Genomic DNA, 20,441 nt, shown 5'->3' with positions numbered 1-20,441 from the left:
TAAAATACAGGAAGTTTATATTGAGTTAGTCAGGAGGGAATTCTAAAAAAGTAAATGAAAAGGAATAAACCCATGATGAAAAGACGGTAGAAGAACCGTCAAACGAAGATATAAAATGGGTGATTTAAGCGATGGAAGAGTGAAAATCAGAAAGAGTTCATAGAGAGCGGGCTTTCTAGAAAAAACTCCGAATTTCTACTTTCAATGGAATAGTTTATATGGATAAAAGGGTATGGTAAATAGAAGCATGTGACTTACTGAATAACTGAAAGGAATGAGAAGATGAAAGTAATTACTAAGAAGTCACATAAGAAGTTACGACTTTTGTATCAAGCCTTTTTCGTCATGCTGGGTGGAGTGATTACAGCGTATGGACTTGAATCAGTCCTTATTCCGAACAATGTATCGGATGGTGGGGTTACAGGCCTTAGTATTGTAGGTTCTAAAGTTTTTGGACTTCCGTTAGGTGTTTTAATTGCGGTTTTAAATATTCCGTTTATCTATCTTGGTTATAAACAGATAGGCAGGCGCTTTGCGGCGCTTTCTGTAGTAGGCATCGTATCTTTAAGTGCCAGTACAAGTCTAATGCATCATATTCCCATCATTGTACAAGACGATACATTATTGGTAACTGTAGTTGGCGGGATCATTATTGGAGTCGGAATCGGAATAGCTTTGCGTAACGGTGGAGCACTCGACGGTATTGATATGCTAGCAGTGTTGCTGTCAAGGAAACTTCCGTTTGGTACAAGCGATCTTATTTTGTTTCTGAATATTTTTGTCTTTATCGTCGTTTCAACTGTTTTTGGACTGACAGGTGCCATTATGTCAGCAATTGCTTATTTCATCGCATCGAAAGTCATATCTATCATGGAAATAGGATTTAGTGGTTCCAAAACATTTAAGATTGTAACGGAAAAACCTGAATTGATGATCGAAGAGATTCACGGACGTTTGGGTCGGAGTGCTACTTACCAAATGGTACAAGGGAGTTATACCAATAAACAGTTCATGGAAATCACTTGCAATATTCATCATTTGGAAGATAGTAAAATGAAAGAAATCATTCGTGACGTAGACAAAAATGCATTTGTGGCGGTATATGAAGTTGCAGAAATTAAGCGAGGGAATTTTGGCGGGGGGCAAGTGCGTTAAGTAGGTGTAATTTAAAACGTTTTTTTTTAGAATATAATCGTACAGGAGGGTCCCTTGAATGGTAAATACAAGGGGCTTTTTAGTCGAAATGAATTAAAAATATCTGTAAGCTAGTCCTATAAATGGTAATAGGCGTTTTAAAAAATCAAATACATGGTATATTAGTATTAATTATACTGGTGAGCATCAGTAACTATTGAAGGGGTTGTGGAACATGCTTATTGCTCATATTCGTCATAATGATCATGTAAGACAATCTGTCCAGGAGCACTTGGAAGAGGTAGCGATATTGGCGCGTAAATATGGAGGACTAGTGGGACTAGGAGCCCATGCAGAACTCGCTGGATTTCTCCACGATATGGGCAAGTTTACTTTACATTTCACTAATTATCTCCAAGATGCCGTACTTGAAAATAAGATTTCTGGAGATAAAATTGATCATTCTACGGCAGGTGCAAAATATTTATATGAAAAATATAAGGAGAAAGATTTCTTGCAAGACTATGTTATAGAGACGGTAGGCATGGCAATATTATCACATCATTCTGGCATGCAAAACTTTATACAACCCGATCTAAAACCTTCAGATTACATTAGACGAGTGACGAATGTGGAGCTTCCTTATTATGAGGAAGTTGTAGCGAACTTTGAGAGAATTCCAGGTAATGTGGAGAATGTAGAACGACTTGTTATCGACGCAAAGCAAGAAATGCAAAGTTTTATTCGAAAGGTGAAATCACTTGGAAAGAATTCCAGTGTCTATTTAACACTAATGCAAAAGTTGGTCTTTAGTTGCTTGATAGATGCTGATCGAACGAACACAAGATGTTTTGAAGAAAATAGTGACAACACATTTATGGACCATAAAAAAGTATTTGAAAAAGGCTATAAGCATTTGATGGAGACAGTTGTAGAGTGGCAGAAAAACAGTGAAGGTATCAACGCATTGCGTAATGACATGTCTGAAAGTTGCGATAAGAAGGCGGATTTACCCTCGGCTATTTATACACTTACTATTCCAACGGGAGGCGGAAAGACGTTTGCAAGTCTGCGTTATGCATTAAAGCATGCGAAAAAGTATAACAAGTCCCGAATTATATATGTCGTCCCTTATACGACTATTCTAGAGCAAAATGCAAAAGAAGTAAGAAATATTATCAAACAACCTGAAGCTGTACTCGAGCATCACGCCAATGTCATAGATGATAAGGCGTTAGATAATGACACGGACTTTTATGATCATCCACATCATAAAAGTATGCAGCTAGGTCGGGATAACTGGGACTATCCGATAATTTTCACTACAATGGTTCAATACTTAGATGCATTTTATCAAAAAGGAACGAGAAAGAGTCGTCGTTTACATAACTTGACGAATGCAATTGTGATTTTTGATGAAGCACAATCAGTGCCGTATCAACATAAAGAACTATTTCATGCATCTGTAAATTTCCTCCATGGAATCGGCAATAGCAGTATTGTGCTTTGTACAGCCACTCAACCTGCCAATTCTGCAAAGATTAAGCAAATAGAAATGCCACTTCTAATTACGGAAGAGGCAGAAATGATACCACATCTTGATGAAGTGGTAGATGCGTTTACACGTGTAAATATTATCTCAAAAGTAGATCTCGAAGGCTGGGATGCAACACAGATAGCGAGTTTTACAGAAACGCTTTTAGAAGATCGAGATTCGGTGTTAATTATATTAAATACGAAGACAGCTGCAAGGAAATTGTACCGAGAATTGGAAATGCTAGAGGATACTCATATCGCTCATTTGAGTACATCCATGTGTCCTATGCATCGTAAGGAAGTACTAGAAGATGTTAAGAGCAAACTTGGGAAACAAAAAGTGGTTTGTGTCAGTACCCAATTAATTGAAGCAGGCGTAGATATCAGTTTTGAATCAGTTATTCGATCACTGGCAGGTCTAGACTCGATCGCACAAGCAGCAGGTAGATGTAATCGACACGCAGAAAGGGAGCTTGGGGATGTCTATGTTATTCGAGCAAAAGATGAGAATTTATCTAGACTGCCCGAAATTCGCATTGGTGCTGAGGTGACGGATAACTATATTTTATCGAATCCCGAATTCATAGATCGCTTACTTCATCCAAAAACTATTGAAATCTATTTTACGCATTTTCTAGCACAAGCGAAAAGAGATATTTTAGTTGCCCCTGAAGGTTTGGATTATGATTTACTCACTTTGTTGAAAGGAACTCTTGCAGCGCAACGTCCGAAAGAAACTAAGTCGTCTGGTATGTTCAAAACGATTGAAAAATACTTTGAAGCAATTCATTCACCTACGACAGCGGTTTTGGTGCCTTACGGGGAGGGTGAAGAAATTATAGCTAGTTTAAACGAGCAGGTCCGTGATTTTGGTGAATTCAATAAGTTAATCAAAAAAGCACAGCAATATAGCGTGAATTTATATTCCCATGAGTTGCGGATATTGAGTAATGAAGGGTTAATCGAATCTTTGTATGAGGACTCCATTCTTTGTTTGAAAGAGAGAGCTTATGATGTGCAATACGGTGTTACTTTGGAAGGTCAAGCGAAATTCGGAGATTACAATTTTTAAGGAGGTAAATGACATGAGAAACCAAATTGAATTTGTTGTTCATGCCAAATATGGACTCTTCACAGATCCGGTGACTCGTATTGGTGGAGAAAAGTTTACGTATCAAATTCCGACTTATCAAGCGTTAAAAGGAATTACAGAGTCTATTTATTGGAAACCTACCATTACGTGGTATATCGATGAAGTCCGAGTGATCAATCCAATCCAAACAGAAGTAAAGGCAGTACGTCCGATTAAGTATCAGAGTGAAGCGAATGATTTAATGTATTATACCTATTTGCGTAATCCTATGTATCAAGTTCGTGCTCATTTCGAGTTTAATGAAAATAGACCAGATTTAGCATACGATCGCAACGAGCATAAACATCATAATATAGCCAAACGATCTGTCGAGAGGGGTGGCAGACGGGATATTTATTTGGGCACGAGAGAATGCCAAGGTTATGTGGAAGCATGTACGTTCGGCGAAGGTGTAGGTTTTTACGATGATTATGGAGAAATCAGTTTCGGTCAAATGTTCCATGGATTTACCTATCCTGATGAAGGAGATGGAAAGTCGTTCCAGGCACGTTTATGTGCACCCGTTATGAAAGACGGCATTATACAGTTCAATAGACCAGAAGAGTGTGAGGTTAAACGTACGATTCATGAAGAACATATCAAGATATTCGAGAATGGTATCAACTTTACTTCAGTAGAGGAGGAATACGAGATGACTTTTGAGGAGGTGGAAAGATGAGTTGGATGAGAAAACTGGCCGAAGTGTATGATTATAATGATACGCATGTAGGCGAGTTTGAAGAGCGGAGAAAGCAACGTATAACGCTATTGCCTGTTTCACATGTCATGCAAAGTGCTCAAATTGAAGTGTTATTAACTCAGGATGGCGAATTTTATAGCGCCAAAGTGATTGAAAAAGAAAATGCTCGTACGATAGTTCCTGCCACTCCTAATTCTGCAAATAGAAGCAATTCCAGTGCGCCGCATTTCATACATGACAAGTTGGTTTATGTGGCAGGAGACTATGTGCACTATGGCGGAGATATAAAGTTTGCAGAACACTACCAACATTATAAAAGGCAAATGAAAGAATGGTCTGAATCAGAGAGTGTCTCTAGCAAGGTGCAATCTATTTATCAGTATATATCTAAAGGACATATGATCAAAGATTTAGTGGAGTCAAAAATTCTGTATCTAAATGATGAAGGAAAGTTGTTGAATAAATGGCCAGCGACAGCTGAAGGAGAAAAGCCTGATATTTATAAAGTGGCTCCTTCAGAAGCATCTGCGGCATTTGTTCGTTTTGATGTGCTGCATAAAAATGCGGATGACTCAGTTATTTGGGAAGACAAAGAACTATTTAAGCACTTTATCACGTTCTTAAATAAAACAAACGCTATGGAAAGTGGAGTGTGTTACGTCACGGGTAACGTAACAAACTTAACAACACAGCATGGTTCAAGAATTCGCAATGCGGGTGATATGTCTAAATTGATCTCAGCGAATGATGATACTGGATTCACTTACCGGGGACGCTTTGCAAAACCGACGGAAGCTGTTCAAATCGGTTACGAAACATCTCAAAAAGCACATCATGCATTAAGATGGCTAATCCAACGGCAAAGTACCTATGTAGATTCTCGCTACTTTATAACATTTGGAAAAGAGCAAACAGAAATACCTAATCAATTCGATGGTACTAAAGAATTTTATGCTAGTTGCGGTGAAGATTTTGAAGATATCTTTGCAAATGAGATTGAAGAGCAAAGTAAGCTACTTGTGGATACAGAAGAAGTAGTTGCTACGGAATTAAACAAAGCGATACAAGGGGTGCGGCATACGCTTACTAAAGATCATCTTGAGAACGTTATCGTTATGGCACTTGATGCAGCTACCAAAGGACGTCTAGCAATTGTCTATTATCAAGAGCTAAGTGTAGATTTGTTTTTAGATGCTATTGAGCATTGGCATAATACATGTAAATGGTTACAAACATATAAAGATCCAACTACAAACAAAATAAAAACCTATATCGGTACACCTTCCACTTATCGTTTGGCAGAAGCGGTTTACGGAAGTAAGGCCGATAGTAGAATTAAAAAGGACTTTTATACAAGAATGCTCCCCTGTATTGTGGAGAGCAAACCATTGCCAAATGATATTGTGTCGATAATCTATAATCGGGTAAAAAATCCTTTTAGTTTTAAAAATACAATGGAATCATGGGAGGCAACATTACAGATTGCCTGTGCGTTGATCAAAAAACAACATGAAAGTGAGGGGTATACAGTGGCTATTCAGGAAGAAAACAATTCGCGTGACTATTTATTTGGACGTCTACTAGGGATTGCCGAAGTTATGGAACGAAGTGTTTTGAAGGAACGTGATGAAAATAGGGCGACCAATGCTACACGCTACTTCAATGCATTTTCCCAACATCCAGCCCGTACATGGATGGTAATTCGAAAACAACTGTCGCCTTATTTCCAAAGACAAGGAAGTAGTGTCGGCTATTATGGAATGCTAATGCAAAAGATAGAAGACCAGCTTTCAGTGGAACAAATGACGGATGGACCATTAGGCCCGGTGTTTTTGCTTGGATACAGTAGTCAAATACAAGAGATGTATAAGAAAAAGGAGGAAAAAGAACATGTCAGCATTGAAAAATAAAATTGATTTTGCAGTAGTATTTACGGTGGATAAAGCCAATCCGAACGGTGATCCACTTAACGGGAACCGCCCACGCCAAGATTTCTTCGGACATGGAGAAGTTTCAGATGTAGCGATTAAACGTAAACTAAGAAATCGTCTTCAAGATGAAGGACAGTCAATCTTAGTGCAGTCCGATGAAAGACGTTCCGATGAATATCGCAGTATCAAAGATCGTGTAGAATCAGTAGAGGAATTAAAGAAGCTGTTAGCTAAAGCGAAGGCAACAGGAACTGATGAACAAACAGCGGAAATGATAGCTTCTGAAAACTGGTATGACGTGCGTGCATTTGGACAAGTATTTGCGTTTAAAGGTGCAAAAATGTCTATAGAAATTCGTGGTCCAGTGTCAATACACACAGCAACGAGTATTGAGCCTGTCGATGTAACGAGTATGCAAATCACAAAAAGTGTTAACTCGACTACTAACGAAAAAGATCCTGGTCAAAAAACTTCAGACACAATGGGTATGAAACATCGAGTAGACTTTGGTGTTTATGTATGCTATGGGAGTATAAACCCTCAACTCGCCGAGCGTACTGGTTTTACTTATGAGGATGCTGAGAGTCTAAAACAAGCATTAAAAACATTATTTGCGAATGATGCATCATCAGCAAGACCCGATGGAAGCATGGAGGTAAATAAAGTATTTTGGTGGGAGCATAATTCGAAGTTAGGACAGTATTCATCTGCCGCTGTGCATCGCACTGTTAAAGTAGAAAAAACAGATGATGCCGTGAAACCTTCAATAGAAAACTATCGAATTACAGTAACGCCATTAGAAGGGCTTTCTGTTGAAGAATATGCTGGGCTATAACGAAGAAGATTTTTTAATGCTATCAGGTATACAACACTTTTCGTTTTGTAGAAGACAATGGGCTCTCATTCATATTGAGCAAGAATGGGAAGAAAATGTACTGACAATTGAAGGGAATCATCTCCATGAAAAAGTAGATAATCCTTACACTAGAGAAAAACGTGGAGATACATTGTATGTCAGAGCATTGCCGGTTCACTCGCAGTATTTAGGGATTAGTGGTATTTGCGATATGGTGGAGTTTATTCAAGATGAAAAGGGGGTTCCCCTTGATAAAGAAAAAGGCTTATATCGAGTGAAACCTATCGAATATAAACGTGGAAAGCCAAAGAGTCACGATGCGGATATCCTTCAATTGACCGCACAAACGATTTGTCTGGAAGAAATGCTAGGTACGAGAATTGATGAAGCTGCACTATATTATCATGAAATCAAACGCAGGGAACCTATAATGATCACAGAAGAAATAAAGATGCGTGTGAAAGAGCTAACAAAGGAAATGCATCAATATTATAAGAGACGACACACACCACGCGTAAAAACAGGGAAGCATTGTTTGCAGTGTTCGCTTCGTCATCGCTGTCTTCCAGAACTAATGGTACGTGAAAAAGTATCGACTTATATGAATAGGGTGTTGGCGGAATGAAACAATTATTGAATACAGTATATGTGTCAGATCCCGAAGTCTATCTTGCGTTAAAAGGTAAAAATCTAAATTTGCTCAAAGCGAATGAATCATTAGCGCGTATTCCGTTACACAATATAGAAGCAGTTTGCACATTCGGACATCAAGGTGCAAGTCCAGCCTTGATGAAAGAGTGCATGGATCAGAATATTAGCCTAACCTTCTTTTCAAGTAGTGGACGATTTCGTGGCCGTGTCACAGGTGAATTAAATGGAAATGTAACACTTCGTAGAAAGCAGTATAGGATAGCTGACGATGAAAAAGAATGTGTCCGTATTGCAGGTAATATGATTATCGGCAAAATATTTAATAGTGAGCAATTGTTAAAGCGGACCATAAGAGATCATGCGTTACGAGTAGATGTTGACCGTATGAAAAAAGTAATTGAGCGATTACGTGATGCAAGAATAGTAGTAAATGAATGTAATGATTTAGAGGCTCTTCGTGGAGTTGAAGGCAATGCAGCAAGTGCCTATTATAGTGTTTTTGAAGAATCCATTCTACAACAGAAAGATGTCTTCTTTTTTAGTGGACGAAATCGAAGACCTCCATTGGACCCAGTGAATGCATTACTGTCCTTTGCTTATTCATTGCTAGCAGCAGAGACAGCTTCGGCTCTTGAAGGAGTTGGATTGGACTCGTATGTAGGGTTCTTACATCGTGACAGACCGGGAAGAAATTCACTAGCGTTAGATCTGATGGAAGAATTACGGCCAGTTATCGCAGATCGCTTCGTACTAAAGGTTATTAATCGACAGCAACTACAAAGCGAAGATTTTACCTTCAAAGAAAATGGAGCGGTTATTTTAACTGACGAAGCCAGAAGAAACTTTTTGCAACTCTGGCAAAAAGAAAAACAACAAACCATTACTCATCCTTTTCTTAAAGAAAAAATATCTTGGGGATTGATTCCTCACGTACAAGCATTATTATTAGCGCGTCACATGCGTGGGGATCTTGATGCATATCCCCCAATATTAATAAGGTAGGTGTTGTACTGTGCTTGTATTAGTAACCTATGACGTCCAGACTCTGACAGATGGTGGGAAAAAACGCTTACGGAGAATCGCAAAAAAATGTGAAGAGTATGGTGTGCGGGTGCAGAATTCTGTATTTGAATGTATTGTGGACAGTACCCAGTTAAAACAATTAGAAATTGAGTTGGAAGAGATCATGGATCCTAAAGTAGACAGTCTTAGATATTATCGATTAGGAAATAACCATGATACGAAAGTAAGACATGTCGGTGCGAAACCATCTATTAAAGTAGAAGAACCTCTGATTTTCTAATATGCGAACCCGAAGTGAACATGAAAGTCTAGGTAGGTTCGCGCATTTATTATATGGAATACTGCTAAAACAGATAAGATTTAATCATTTAGAGTTATGAGTTATAATGAAATAGACAATATATAGATATGGATGTGTTTCTTTGTCTATATATTGCGGTCACTCCCTGTATAGGGAGTGTGGATTGAAATCGACCATCGTTCCATGCGCTAGATAAATGACAGCTCGTCACTCCCTGTATAGGGAGTGTGGATTGAAATGAATTCATCTGTTACAAGCGTTCCGGCACGAATGTCACTCCCTGTATAGGGAGTGTGGATTGAAATTGAAGGTATCGCCCACTCTCTCTGACTGCCTTCGAGTCACTCCCTGTATAGGGAGTGTGGATTGAAATCAAAAACATGAGCGCCAGTTCTTCATCCGAGAATGTCACTCCCTGTATAGGGAGTGTGGATTGAAATTCAGGAAGTCATGAAACACTTATTCCTGCTGGATGTCACTCCCTGTATAGGGAGTGTGGATTGAAATTTCCTGAACAGCGGACATTTCTGAAACCTTGTTCGTCACTCCCTGTATAGGGAGTGTGGATTGAAATTTCTGGTGTGGCGTGGCGAATTTGTGATTTTGCGTCACTCCCTGTATAGGGAGTGTGGATTGAAATGTATCCACGGAATATCTGGATGGACCAACGAACGGTCACTCCCTGTATAGGGAGTGTGGATTGAAATATTTCATCGACGTAGGGCAAGGAGATTCAGTATTGTCACTCCCTGTATAGGGAGTGTGGATTGAAATCATAATAACTGGAAGATCTACACCAGCTTCTACAGTCACTCCCTGTATAGGGAGTGTGGATTGAAATACGCTTGATAGATTCGAGATCCATTTCGATCTGTCGTCACTCCCTGTATAGGGAGTGTGGATTGAAATATCCCAACGACCTTTTAAGTTGTCCGTCATGATGTCGTCACTCCCTGTATAGGGAGTGTGGATTGAAATCGGTCACCAATCAGAAGGCCGCAATCATCATAAAAGTCACTCCCTGTATAGGGAGTGTGGATTGAAATATGAAAGCTAGAATGAGTTGGTCCATATATTCTTGTCACTCCCTGTATAGGGAGTGTGGATTGAAATAAGAACTCCGCTTCCGCCTCGTCGTGTTTCCGTTTGTCACTCCCTGTATAGGGAGTGTGGATTGAAATAACTCGCATCCTATCAATCTCCACAAAAATCTTAGTCACTCCCTGTATAGGGAGTGTGGATTGAAATCATTTCATAGATTTCATCTTTGATTGCCTTTCTTGTCACTCCCTGTATAGGGAGTGTGGATTGAAATCGCGCATCAGTACGAATTGCTGAAATCATGGCACCAGGTCACTCCCTGTATAGGGAGTGTGGATTGAAATGGAGTTATCAGAGATGTGACAGAATACAGCCGAAGTCACTCCCTGTATAGGGAGTGACGTGATTGAAATATACGTGCCACGGAGAAAAGAGATAAGTCTTGTCTCTTCTAATAAAAACAAATGAGATTAAGATTTTGTGGGAATTTTTAAAAATAATATGACGTGAATCAAATATTTTGAAAATCTAACTTAAGTATACGAAAGCTTTAAATACTACAATACGGGTATTATTATAAATCCATATAGTCTATCGTATAGAGACTATAGATTCTGGTGAGTGTCAGTAATATTACGAGTGGAGAACAATTATATAGAAAATTATGATGAGGGAGTGAACGATATGAAAATTGCTGTAGCGATTGATGGATCTGAAAATGCGATGCGTGCCGCAAAACATGCGATTATGCTAGCGGAATATTTACCTCAAGTTACGTTAGAGATAATCTATGTAGAGGATCTCAGCGAGGCGAAGATCGACAGACAGTTATCACAAAATCCGGAAAGCCTAGCACTGAAACGTGAACAAAAGATGCAACCAATTTTAGCTATGGCGAAGGAAGCAGCGGTAGATACGAAAGTGATTATGCTTAAAGGGAATCCTAGTCAGGAAATAATAAGATATGTGAATGAAAGGAAAATCAACAAATTAGTCATCGGCAGCCGCGGTTTAAATTCAATTCAAGAAATGGTGATGGGCAGTGTCAGTCATAAGGTAATGAAACATGTTGCGTGCCCTGTGACTATAGTGAAATAAATTAGAAGCGGCGGCTCCACATTGATGGAGCTGCCGCTTCTTTCATTCTTGACTGTCTATCCATTTGATGACATCATTAAATATTTTCTTACCCTCTTGTTGGGCAACAGGATAGGATAGGGGATCAAAAGTGACTATAGTTTGTGAATGAAGCTTGAGATCGTCAATGGGTTTGTCGAAATGGAACCAAACGAAATCAAAAGCGGCAGACTCTATTTCTTCAGGTGTCATGTTTACATAGTCGTGTGGTTCAAGACCCTGTACAACCAATACTTGCTCGTTATCTATTGATGCCGCAACACCATCGTACTCTTGAAATTGAAATCTTTCAGATAAATCAGGAATAGATTTATTGACCATGAACTTTTTGATAACTGGCCAATTTTTCTCTTTAAAAGTATCCAAGACTTGTCGTTGCGTTGTTTCATCTTCTATATCATTTTGTTGTAGCCAGTTAGATGCATTCGAATATCTGTGAGTATATGTCAAGATGACTTTAAAGTATTGGTCATAATTGTAACCGAAATTTTCTAATTGCTTTTTTTCAATGCTTTTTAGTTGTTGTTCAGTAAGATCATCAAAAAATAATTGCTGTTGTTCCTTTATTATTGAATCAATTTCATCTCTGTCCTCTTCGTAGCCGAGGGAAGATGCATAATCTATAACCGAGTCCGTTTCGAGGATACTTTGAAAGACTCTGTACCGTAATTCATCAGAGTCACCTTGATCAAGCCGTTCACTATGAAGCATAAGATCATATAATGTCTCGTCTACTTTATATGTACTGCCATTTGTGCTAATAGAACCGTTTTGTAAGACATTAAACGTGATAAATACTATAGCAGCTAAAACGATAGCAGAGGCAACAACGGGAAATGGATTTCTTCGTTTTGGTTTACGTCCACCGTTAAGGACTCGTTGCTTTAGTTCTTCCTTATCATCGAAAACGTCTCCTGCAGCAGCATCTAAACTCTTTTTCACTTTATTCAATGGAAAGCACCTCCCAATAATCATTTGACAGTTTGCCTCTTAACAAAGTACGTGCCTTGGTCATTCTGGTTTTTACGGTGTTTTCCGACAGATCAAGAAACGTAGCAATCTCTCTCATATTTAGTTCCTCGTAATAATAAAAAAGTATAATTTCTCGATATTTTATAGGTAATGCTAATATAGCAGTAGCAATCGCAGACTGTTCTTCCTTCAAAATCAATCGATCGTGTTCAGTATGTATGATTTCTAGCCGCTCTTTATTGAGTTTCAAATGTCGGAAAGTCCAGCTTCGCAAATAATCTTTACAACGGTTGACTGTTAGTTTGGTTAAATAAGCACGCAACTTTCCTTGTTCTTGATAGTTCGACTTCTCATAAAAAGAGATAAAGACTTCCTGTACGATATCCTTCGCCATTTCACGGTCACGTAAATAAAAGTAGGCCATCTTCAATAAATGCTCTCCATATGTATCCATTACGTGTTCCAGTTCCGCCGAATTCATTTCCACCACCGCCCCTCTACTACTATAACGAAGATCAAATAGAAATAGTTTTAAATTGCAAGACTTTTACAGGGTAAATGAAAAAACACGACGAGAGAGTTCCCGTCATGTTTTCATGAAAATTAGTTTACGACTTGATCTTCGAGGTTTTTCCACAAATGGTGTGCTTCTCTCGCAATGTGTTCGAGCAAATCAGGCGGCGCGGTCGTAACCGCGGCACAGGCTTTGATCAGTTCACTCAATTCCAACTTAAAAGCTTCTAGTGCCTTTGCTTCTTTTATCACCATTTGATTGAATGTATTCAAAACAGGTGATACTTCATTGCGTGGTCTGCGAATAATCGTCTTCAAAGCTTGCGCTTGTAGTAGAAGGTTTTCGAATTTTTTAGTCATCGCGCGTACTTGATCGTGTAATTCATAGTTAGAAGCATCTACGTAATGGCTGATGAATAATAAGTGATCGAGCATTTGACGAAGCCAGAAGTTGCTCTCATGTAGTGTCGCATCGGCTGGCGTAATATAAGAATTTGTTTCAATTAATTTGAACACACGCTCTGCTTCCTCGGCTTCTCTAATCATATGATCAAGAAGGGAAGTAGGGGTAGAAATGATTACATCGCAATGCAATGCACGATCCATCGTGTGAATTAGTAGATCAGCGAACTCTTTTGTCGAACTCTTTGCCTCATCGATAATTAATCCAATATCGCCGGTTTTGGATTCAGTCTTTTTAAAGATTACCCCCATGCGATCGATCATTTGCTGATTGGCGCGTGCTAACTCTAACTCATGGTGACTAATTTCTCTATCGAAAAATTCCCCATGCTCAAAGTTGTTACGCACCCAAAAATCGATAATGCCGTACGTATCCCGTTCATAATTATCTGTATAACCAGCCATTCATACATACCTCCCAATTTTTCTATCAGTTATCCATATCATCTTATTCGTACCTTGTGTTGTTTATGTATAGCCAGGGTAATGTAGTAGAAAGTCATCTATTTCTGGAAGAAGTGTATATACTGATAGAAGAGGTGTTGTAAAATGAAAATCGGTATTATTGGGACTGGCAATATTGCGCAATATCTATTAGAAAGTATCAATGGGGACGGCAAAGTGGTCGGTGAAATTGTCTCGATATTCGGACGTAACCTAGAGGTGGGTCTAAGGCTAGAATCACAGTACAGTGCAAAGTTCTATACAGACTTTCAGCAGTTCATTCAGTCTACTATGGATGTAGTCGTGGAAGCTGCAACGATTGAAGTCGCAATAGAACGTGTGGAAGAAGTACTGGACAATAAGAAAGATCTGGTATTGAGCAGTATCGGTGCATTTAAAGACATGGAGTATTTAAATGAAATGATAGAAGTAGCGCGGAAGAATCAGCAACATATTTACCTACCTTCAGGAGCGATTGGTGGACTGGATCTTCTGCAATCAGCTAATTCCCTAGGTGGATTAAAGGAAGTTCGCATTACAACTAGGAAGTCCTACCAATCATTGGGACTAGATGTGAAGCACGTAGAACAATGTATTTTTGAGGGTGTAGCTCTAGATGCAATTGAAAAGTTTCCTAAAAACGTCAACGTTGCATTGTTATTATCAATTGCAGGACTTGGTGCAGATAAAACGGCAGTACGCGTTATAGCAGATCCGAATATTCAACGAAATACACATCATATTGAAGCAAAAGGTGATTTCGGTAAAATGAACTTACTAATAGAAAATGAGCCGATGCCAAACAACCCTAAAACAAGTTATCTGGCAGCATTAAGTATAGTATCTACTTTACAAAATAAAGGGAATGCGATTACTATAGGAAGCTAAATAAAGCCTGTTTCATATGTTTGGAGATAAAAAAGAAGAAGCATAGATGCGATACTATGTGAAATCGACAGACGATATCCCAGCTGTAGGAAGAATAACTATATTAGTCGATCGGAATACGTGAGTAAACTATCTTCATACATGGATTGGTCATGTAATGGAATTACTGCATTACTAGATCAGAATGGAAATGTAGTAGTAGACCAGGTATAGTATTGAGATTTCTAACAAGCACACGATAACCTGCAAGTAAAAGAAAAGGCTATCCATCATTGCGATGGATAGCCTTTTTGTTATTACAGCATTTAACTACTTGTCTAGCATCATGATAGTGGTTGTCTAATCCTTGTACAGTATTTTGAAAATATATTCAAGAAATTATTCATCAAACGAGTTGATAAGTGTTAAAAGGGGTAAGAGAAGTAGAAAGGTTACTGAAAATAATTACTTAATCCAAATGTATAACGTTATGTAAAAGGTTAGACAAGAATAAAAAAATAAAATTTTAAACAATTATGGAAAAAGTCATGGGTTAGATGGTTAAAAGCTTCCTATTACAGTCACACTGTTACATAAAGAGAACAATGATTCGTTATTATGAATTGAGGGGATGTCTATATGGATACTAATATAAAGAAGTTACATGAAATAAAAAAGGCATTGAACGCAAAGTTCTTTGAACGTGAAAATGAAGTAGAAGGAATTTTAGTAGCTCTTCTATCTAAACAACATATGTTAATGATTGGGCCGGCTGGGACAGCGAAATCTGCACTATCAGTTGAGTTAGCAAAAATCGTGAACGGTACGTCCTATTTTCAATGGTTACTGACCAGATTCAGTACCCCTGAAGAAGTATTCGGACCTTTGTCGTTAAAAGATTTAGAAGAAGGCGTTTATAAGCGCAACACTGCTACTAAAATGCCAGAAGCGCATTTGGTGTTTTTGGATGAAATATTTAAAGCAAACTCTGCCATATTAAACAGTTTATTAACCTTAATCAACGAAAGGTTATTTTATAATGATGGACAACCTATGGAAGCGCCATTAATGTCGGTCATTGGTGCTTCCAACGAATACCCTGAAGAAGGTGAAGGGCTTGAAGCATTATTTGACCGTTTCCTATTACGTTTCGAAATCAATTTCATTGCAGATGAAACAAATTTTGTATCGATGATGAAAGATGAAGGTGAACATATTGAAATCCCGACGATGCATTTGGACGACTTAGTACAACTTCAAAACATGACCAACAAAGTACATCTTCCAGATGAAATATATGAGACATTGTCTACCATTCGAAGAGAACTCCAGGACGAAGGAATTCAGCCGTCGGATCGTCGATTCAAACAATCTTTAAGTATCTTGCAAGCGAGGGCTTTGATCAATCAAAGAGAATCCGTACAGGCAGATGATATGGTGATTCTTGAGAATGCACTCTGGGAGACTTTGGATCAAAAAGAGACTGTTTGTACTATTGTTCGCAAACACTCACAAGATGTATTAGCACAAAGGCTTTCAGCGATTGAAAATGAAGCGAATGAAATCTATGATTCCGCAGTACGTGATCAATCAACAGAAGCAGGTATGGAAGCGGTCCAGAAGATTTCTGCTTTATCAACCGAATTAAATAATCTAAAAGAGCAAAATGTAAGCCGTACTACTGAAGTGGATCACTTACATAAACAAATTACTTCCTTGAAAAATGAAGTAGAAAGTAGTCGAATGGATACTGCATACTACGGTGAAACGAACGAAAAGAAAGACGAAAATGGTGAGCAACGTGGTGTCTTCTTCAGAATGTAAAAGGAGTGATAGTCTATGAAAAGAAGTAAAATAATTAGAGATCATCGCTCCGTACTGAATACAGATGCATTTGATAAAAGACGCTTTAAAGAACTGTTTGAGATGTCAGACGGTTTGCAAAAGGTCTGTGAGGAAGGACAATTACCTACTACGGAAGCGCTGCTTGGCGATGTCTGGGCAGCATTATATAAAATGAAACCACGAATTTTACTTGAGCGAATAAATTCAGCACTGAAACCGAATAAGACCATTATAGAAAAGCTAATGAAAGATGAACATTTTGAAGAATATAGAAACTTTACTCGATTGGACGATTTGGCCGCAACTGTCTGTACCATAAAGTTGATTGAGAAAGTCAATCTATGGCTCGCGGAAGCAAAAGCTATGGATGAAGAGTTACTGAAGAAAATGGAAGCCGTAGAAGCGCTACAAGATGATGTGCCGGTTGAACAATTGAATCGACAACAGGACGAAATAGAAGATGGACCTGTCCAAGAATTAGCCGATGCTTCTGATAAGTTAAATGAACAGCTAGAATTTACACTTGAAACGAATGGCGAACGATTTTTGCAAGCAATCGATGAAGCGGTTGAAGAATCGATCAAAGTAAAAGACAGCCTGATTTCTCTGATGGGTGGGAGCAGTGCAGGTAAAGGGGACGCAGAGTTAAAGAAAGTGCCATTGCGTGAACAACTTGCAGTGGCAGATCAAGTAGCGATGGATCCCAAAATGCAAGAAATCGCAGAGTGGGCTGGTCGTTTTCAAGAAGTGGCGCGAGAAAAGCAGAAGACGAACTATGTGGAGGCAATCGAGAGGCGTGGCGTTACGATTGGCAATGAAATGGAACGTCTCCTACCGATGGAATTAGGACTCTATTCAAATGACTCAACGAAAAAAGATTTCCTGCGCCGCTTTGCGGAAGGAAACACGATGCAGTTTGAACAGAAGAAGCGAGAGAATCTTGGCAAAGGCCCAATTATTTTTTGTCTTGACCAATCGGGAAGTATGAAGTTGCTTGATAATCAGTCAAAAGGGTTCATCTTGGCGCTGCTATCCATTGCCAAGAAACAAAGCCGGGATTTATGCGTTCTATTATTTTCTACAACTATTCAAAAAGAAGTGTTCACTAAAGGTAAGATCACTTCAAATGAACTTGCACGACTTGCCAGAACGTTTTTGGGTGGAGGAACAGACTTTACACTGTCATTGCAAGCCGCCCTTGAAGTAATAGAAGACAGTACATTCAAACATGCAGATGTCATTTTTGTTAGCGATGGAGAAGACGAGATTAGCGAAAGTTTTCTAATTGAATTCAATGAGAAGAAAAAACAAAAGGAATTCAATGTACTTACTCTAGCAATAGGGAAAGATACAGTTGTCGCAGAATCATTCTCAGACCGTGTCCTTCATATAACCGATTTTGATGACGAAGGAAGTTTTATCGCTTTTGAAATTTAATAGATGCATGATCTAAAACCCTTCATCTATGGAGGGTCTTTTTTGTTTATCATAATATTTTCTTTTCTGGGTATTCTAATCAAAACATACAAGCTAGTTGAGGTGATTGGAATGCTAATTGAAAGATCTTCTTCTTGGAGAGAAGGATTTATTCAACGACTTGAAAACCATGAACCATGGAATAATTCGGTGCTGTATAACATGAGCTATGACATCACGAAAAATAACTTAATCACTGATTTTACTGGATTGCAGTCACTTGCTTACTTACCAAACGTAAAACCGTTACCTCATCAAATAAAAGCGGCTGAACGAGTGATTGAACAGATGAATGGTAAAGCGATTTTAGCGGATGAGGTAGGGCTTGGTAAGACTATTGAAGCAGGCCTGATTATTAAAGAATATTTGCTGAGAGGACTTGTGAAAAAAGTACTGATATTAGTACCCGCTTCTCTCGTTAATCAATGGGTGGAAGAGCTTTATACGAAATTCCACATCCCTGCGCTGTTGTACAAAAAGAATTACGAGCTCGATTATGTGGACGTAGTAGTCATGAGTATGGACACTGCTAAACGCAGTCCACATAAGGAGAAAGTATTCGCGCAAGACTATGATTTGATTATCGTAGATGAAGCGCATAAATTAAAAAACCATCAGACGATCAGTTATGAATTTGTACAAAGCTTGAAGAAGAAATTTTGTTTATTGCTTACAGCAACACCGATCCAAAATGATACGTTTGAATTGTTTTATCTGGTGACGTTACTGAAACAAGGTCATTTAGGAAACTATGATGAGTTTTCATCAGTATTTTCTGCTAAAAACCGTGATGAAGAACGAGATAGTTATTTAAAGGAACTAGTTAGCCAAGTCATGGTACGTAACAGGCGCCAAGACACGGGTGTGGAATGGTCTACACGAAAGATTCATACAGTTCCTATCACATTTACGGACAATGAAAGGCAGGCCTACACAGCTATATCCAATCTGAAACAAATATCCCCGGTATTTTCAGATGCATTTTCCACGATGACTTTACAAAGGGAAATGTGTAGCAGCCCTGAAGCCACCATGGGCACATTAAGGAAAAAACTGCAGGAATGTAAGCAAGTGGAAGAAGTCTCATATGTAGAAAATGTCATCGAACAATTGGAAAAGTTGTCGATTCATTCAAAAGCTAAAAAGGCAGCCGAATTAATTATACAAGCGAACGAAAAGGTGATTATTTTCACTGAATATCGCATGACGCAATTATATTTGAGTGACTATTTGTATGCGAACGGTATATCGAATGTCATTTTCAACGGTAAGTTAAGCAAAAGCAGCCGGGAGTGGATTAAGCATTTATTTAAGCAACAAGCGCAAGTGCTAATTGCGACAGAGTCTGGAGCAGAGGGAATTAACCTACAATTTTGCCATCATGTCATCAATTATGATCTCCCTTGGAATCCAATGAAATTAGAACAACGGATTGGTCGTGTTCATCGATTAGGACAAGAACACGATGTACAGATTTATAATTTGGCTGTAAAAGAAACAATTGATGACCATGTGATGAAAGTGCTGCAAGGAAAGATTGAGACGTTCGAACAAGTAGTAGGCCAACTAGATGATATTTTGGAAATGAAAGAACAGTCTGTGTGAAGGAGGAGAATGGATGCATTCGACAGAAATCCATACGTATCTTCACAGATTCTTCACGGAGAATGACTGTGAAATACTTCATGGAAATGATCATTATTTAACTGTGCAACTAACAATCGATATGGATAAAACAATCATGAACCGACCTTTTTATTGGCGGTATATTGAAAGCGTCAATGAGATACCGAATCCGGCACAACTCACGCTAATTACCAATATGCAGCAGTTGCAAAACGGAATGAAAGGGGAAGTAATTCATCTGGGATCTCCACGGCTGCATCAATTATTTCGATTGACCAAAGAGATGGGACAGTTCGTGAAAATGTACGAGCGCATAGTAGACACTAACGAACAGCTGATTTTGACTCCGTGGGTGGGTGTAAATTATAAAGTGTCATTCACCAGTCATCAAACGAAGGAGATGTTGTATTCAATAGGTATCAATTTGATGACGGGTGCTGTCGTAAATGAGTTCCAGGAGACGATTGGTATGCGGGATTTATCTGACCAATCGTCTGAAAAAGTATTTCATTTACCTTATATCATCACTCCTGTTCGTGCGCTTGATCGATTGGATACTGTGATCACTCAAGTAATTGAAGGTGAAGACCTTACGTGGATGGAGGAAGCAGAAAAGAGATGGAAGAAAGACCAAGCGGTATTAGATTATTTTTATGAAGGACAAGATCCTAAACCTGAATGTTATGAGATAGAGAAGCAAGCAATGGAAGAACGTTTTAAACCAAGGATTACGGTGGATGTTGTGAATGGCGGGTTATTTTATTTGAAATAGAAATCAAAACAGCGCGTAAGTG

Annotated in this window: 17 protein-coding genes and 1 CRISPR repeat array; of the genes, 14 read left to right on the top strand and 3 right to left on the bottom strand. The window is 38.7% G+C overall.

Going from position 1 to position 20,441, the window contains the following annotated elements:
• The first annotated feature begins 282 nt into the window (after positions 1-282).
• From CSV73_RS08375 to CSV73_RS08335, 9 genes are all read left to right on the top strand, one after another.
• A complete protein-coding gene (locus CSV73_RS08375) occupies positions 283-1,155 on the top strand; it encodes a YitT family protein (RefSeq protein WP_085131828.1) in 873 nt (290 codons plus the stop codon).
• A gap of 214 nt (positions 1,156-1,369) precedes the next feature.
• Entirely contained in the window at positions 1,370-3,742 is a 2,373-nt protein-coding gene (locus CSV73_RS08370) for a CRISPR-associated helicase/endonuclease Cas3 (protein ID WP_099627181.1), read from the top strand.
• A 13-nt stretch (positions 3,743-3,755) separates the two neighbouring features.
• The gene (gene cas5c, locus CSV73_RS08365; protein WP_099627180.1) at positions 3,756-4,481 is read left to right on the top strand and encodes a type I-C CRISPR-associated protein Cas5c; all 726 of its coding nucleotides are present in this window, start codon (positions 3,756-3,758) and stop codon (positions 4,479-4,481) included.
• Entirely contained in the window at positions 4,478-6,412 is a 1,935-nt protein-coding gene (cas8c, locus tag CSV73_RS08360; protein WP_099627179.1) for a type I-C CRISPR-associated protein Cas8c/Csd1, read from the top strand. Before cas5c ends, cas8c begins: the two co-directional genes overlap by 4 nt.
• The gene (gene cas7c, locus CSV73_RS08355) at positions 6,393-7,268 is read left to right on the top strand and encodes a type I-C CRISPR-associated protein Cas7/Csd2 (RefSeq protein WP_099627178.1); all 876 of its coding nucleotides are present in this window, start codon (positions 6,393-6,395) and stop codon (positions 7,266-7,268) included. The genes cas8c and cas7c overlap by 20 nt, the downstream gene beginning before the upstream one ends.
• Positions 7,255-7,914, top strand: a complete 660-nt coding sequence (gene cas4 / locus CSV73_RS08350) for a CRISPR-associated protein Cas4 (RefSeq protein ID WP_099627227.1) — start codon at positions 7,255-7,257, stop codon at positions 7,912-7,914. Before cas7c ends, cas4 begins: the two co-directional genes overlap by 14 nt.
• A complete protein-coding gene (gene cas1c, locus CSV73_RS08345; RefSeq protein WP_099627177.1) occupies positions 7,911-8,942 on the top strand; it encodes a type I-C CRISPR-associated endonuclease Cas1c in 1,032 nt (343 codons plus the stop codon). Before cas4 ends, cas1c begins: the two co-directional genes overlap by 4 nt.
• Positions 8,943-8,952: 10 nt before the next feature.
• Positions 8,953-9,243, top strand: a complete 291-nt coding sequence (gene cas2 / locus CSV73_RS08340; RefSeq protein WP_099627176.1) for a CRISPR-associated endonuclease Cas2 — start codon at positions 8,953-8,955, stop codon at positions 9,241-9,243.
• Between the two features lie 158 nt (positions 9,244-9,401).
• Positions 9,402-10,649: direct repeats of the CRISPR family, unit length 33 nt; unit sequence GTCACTCCCTGTATAGGGAGTGTGGATTGAAAT.
• Positions 10,650-10,989: 340 nt separating this feature from the next.
• The gene (locus CSV73_RS08335; RefSeq protein WP_099627175.1) at positions 10,990-11,403 is read left to right on the top strand and encodes a universal stress protein; all 414 of its coding nucleotides are present in this window, start codon (positions 10,990-10,992) and stop codon (positions 11,401-11,403) included.
• A 42-nt stretch (positions 11,404-11,445) separates the two neighbouring features.
• On the opposite strand, the gene CSV73_RS08330 is transcribed toward CSV73_RS08335, so the two are convergent.
• The 3 genes from CSV73_RS08330 to CSV73_RS08320 all read right to left on the bottom strand — a co-directional run bounded on the left by CSV73_RS08330 (position 11,446) and on the right by CSV73_RS08320 (position 13,794).
• Positions 11,446-12,393, bottom strand: a complete 948-nt coding sequence (locus tag CSV73_RS08330) for a hypothetical protein (protein WP_099627174.1) — start codon at positions 12,391-12,393, stop codon at positions 11,446-11,448.
• Entirely contained in the window at positions 12,386-12,895 is a 510-nt protein-coding gene (locus CSV73_RS08325; RefSeq protein ID WP_233202860.1) for a sigma-70 family RNA polymerase sigma factor, read from the bottom strand. The genes CSV73_RS08330 and CSV73_RS08325 overlap by 8 nt, the downstream gene beginning before the upstream one ends.
• A 122-nt stretch (positions 12,896-13,017) precedes the next feature.
• On the bottom strand, positions 13,018-13,794 hold the full coding sequence (locus CSV73_RS08320; RefSeq protein WP_085131825.1) for a DUF2935 domain-containing protein: 777 nt from the start codon (positions 13,792-13,794) through the stop codon (positions 13,018-13,020).
• 144 nt (positions 13,795-13,938) lie between these two features.
• Here CSV73_RS08320 and nadX point away from each other — a divergent pair, with 144 nt between their 5' ends.
• From nadX to CSV73_RS08295, 5 genes are all read left to right on the top strand, one after another.
• Positions 13,939-14,721, top strand: coding sequence for an aspartate dehydrogenase (gene nadX / locus CSV73_RS08315; protein WP_099627172.1), 783 nt, complete (start codon positions 13,939-13,941; stop codon positions 14,719-14,721).
• A 618-nt stretch (positions 14,722-15,339) separates the two neighbouring features.
• Entirely contained in the window at positions 15,340-16,524 is a 1,185-nt protein-coding gene (locus tag CSV73_RS08310; RefSeq protein WP_099627171.1) for an AAA family ATPase, read from the top strand.
• A 15-nt stretch (positions 16,525-16,539) separates the two neighbouring features.
• Positions 16,540-17,982, top strand: a complete 1,443-nt coding sequence (locus tag CSV73_RS08305) for a vWA domain-containing protein (protein WP_099627170.1) — start codon at positions 16,540-16,542, stop codon at positions 17,980-17,982.
• A gap of 111 nt (positions 17,983-18,093) precedes the next feature.
• A complete protein-coding gene (locus tag CSV73_RS08300; RefSeq protein ID WP_099627226.1) occupies positions 18,094-19,626 on the top strand; it encodes a DEAD/DEAH box helicase in 1,533 nt (510 codons plus the stop codon).
• Positions 19,627-19,639: 13 nt separating this feature from the next.
• Positions 19,640-20,419, top strand: a complete 780-nt coding sequence (locus CSV73_RS08295) for a YqhG family protein (protein ID WP_099627169.1) — start codon at positions 19,640-19,642, stop codon at positions 20,417-20,419.
• Positions 20,420-20,441: the final 22 nt, after the last annotated feature.

Source organism: Sporosarcina sp. P1, assembly GCF_002743155.1.
GTDB classification, from domain to species: Bacteria; Bacillota; Bacilli; order Bacillales_A; family Planococcaceae; genus Sporosarcina; species Sporosarcina ureae_B.
This window is presented reverse-complemented; position numbering and strand designations above follow the sequence as displayed.

Coding starts and splice junctions, on each gene's coding strand:
- CSV73_RS08375 (WP_085131828.1), top strand. CDS start 283: ATGAAAGTAATTACTAAGAAGTCACATAAGAAGTTACGACTTTTGTAT.
- CSV73_RS08370 (WP_099627181.1), top strand. CDS start 1,370: ATGCTTATTGCTCATATTCGTCATAATGATCATGTAAGACAATCTGTC.
- cas5c (WP_099627180.1), top strand. CDS start 3,756: ATGAGAAACCAAATTGAATTTGTTGTTCATGCCAAATATGGACTCTTC.
- cas8c (WP_099627179.1), top strand. CDS start 4,478: ATGAGTTGGATGAGAAAACTGGCCGAAGTGTATGATTATAATGATACG.
- cas7c (WP_099627178.1), top strand. CDS start 6,393: ATGTCAGCATTGAAAAATAAAATTGATTTTGCAGTAGTATTTACGGTG.
- cas4 (WP_099627227.1), top strand. CDS start 7,255: ATGCTGGGCTATAACGAAGAAGATTTTTTAATGCTATCAGGTATACAA.
- cas1c (WP_099627177.1), top strand. CDS start 7,911: ATGAAACAATTATTGAATACAGTATATGTGTCAGATCCCGAAGTCTAT.
- CSV73_RS08335 (WP_099627175.1), top strand. CDS start 10,990: ATGAAAATTGCTGTAGCGATTGATGGATCTGAAAATGCGATGCGTGCC.
- CSV73_RS08325 (WP_233202860.1), bottom strand. CDS start 12,895: ATGAATTCGGCGGAACTGGAACACGTAATGGATACATATGGAGAGCAT.
- CSV73_RS08320 (WP_085131825.1), bottom strand. CDS start 13,794: ATGGCTGGTTATACAGATAATTATGAACGGGATACGTACGGCATTATC.
- nadX (WP_099627172.1), top strand. CDS start 13,939: ATGAAAATCGGTATTATTGGGACTGGCAATATTGCGCAATATCTATTA.
- CSV73_RS08310 (WP_099627171.1), top strand. CDS start 15,340: ATGGATACTAATATAAAGAAGTTACATGAAATAAAAAAGGCATTGAAC.
- CSV73_RS08305 (WP_099627170.1), top strand. CDS start 16,540: ATGAAAAGAAGTAAAATAATTAGAGATCATCGCTCCGTACTGAATACA.
- CSV73_RS08300 (WP_099627226.1), top strand. CDS start 18,094: ATGCTAATTGAAAGATCTTCTTCTTGGAGAGAAGGATTTATTCAACGA.
- CSV73_RS08295 (WP_099627169.1), top strand. CDS start 19,640: ATGCATTCGACAGAAATCCATACGTATCTTCACAGATTCTTCACGGAG.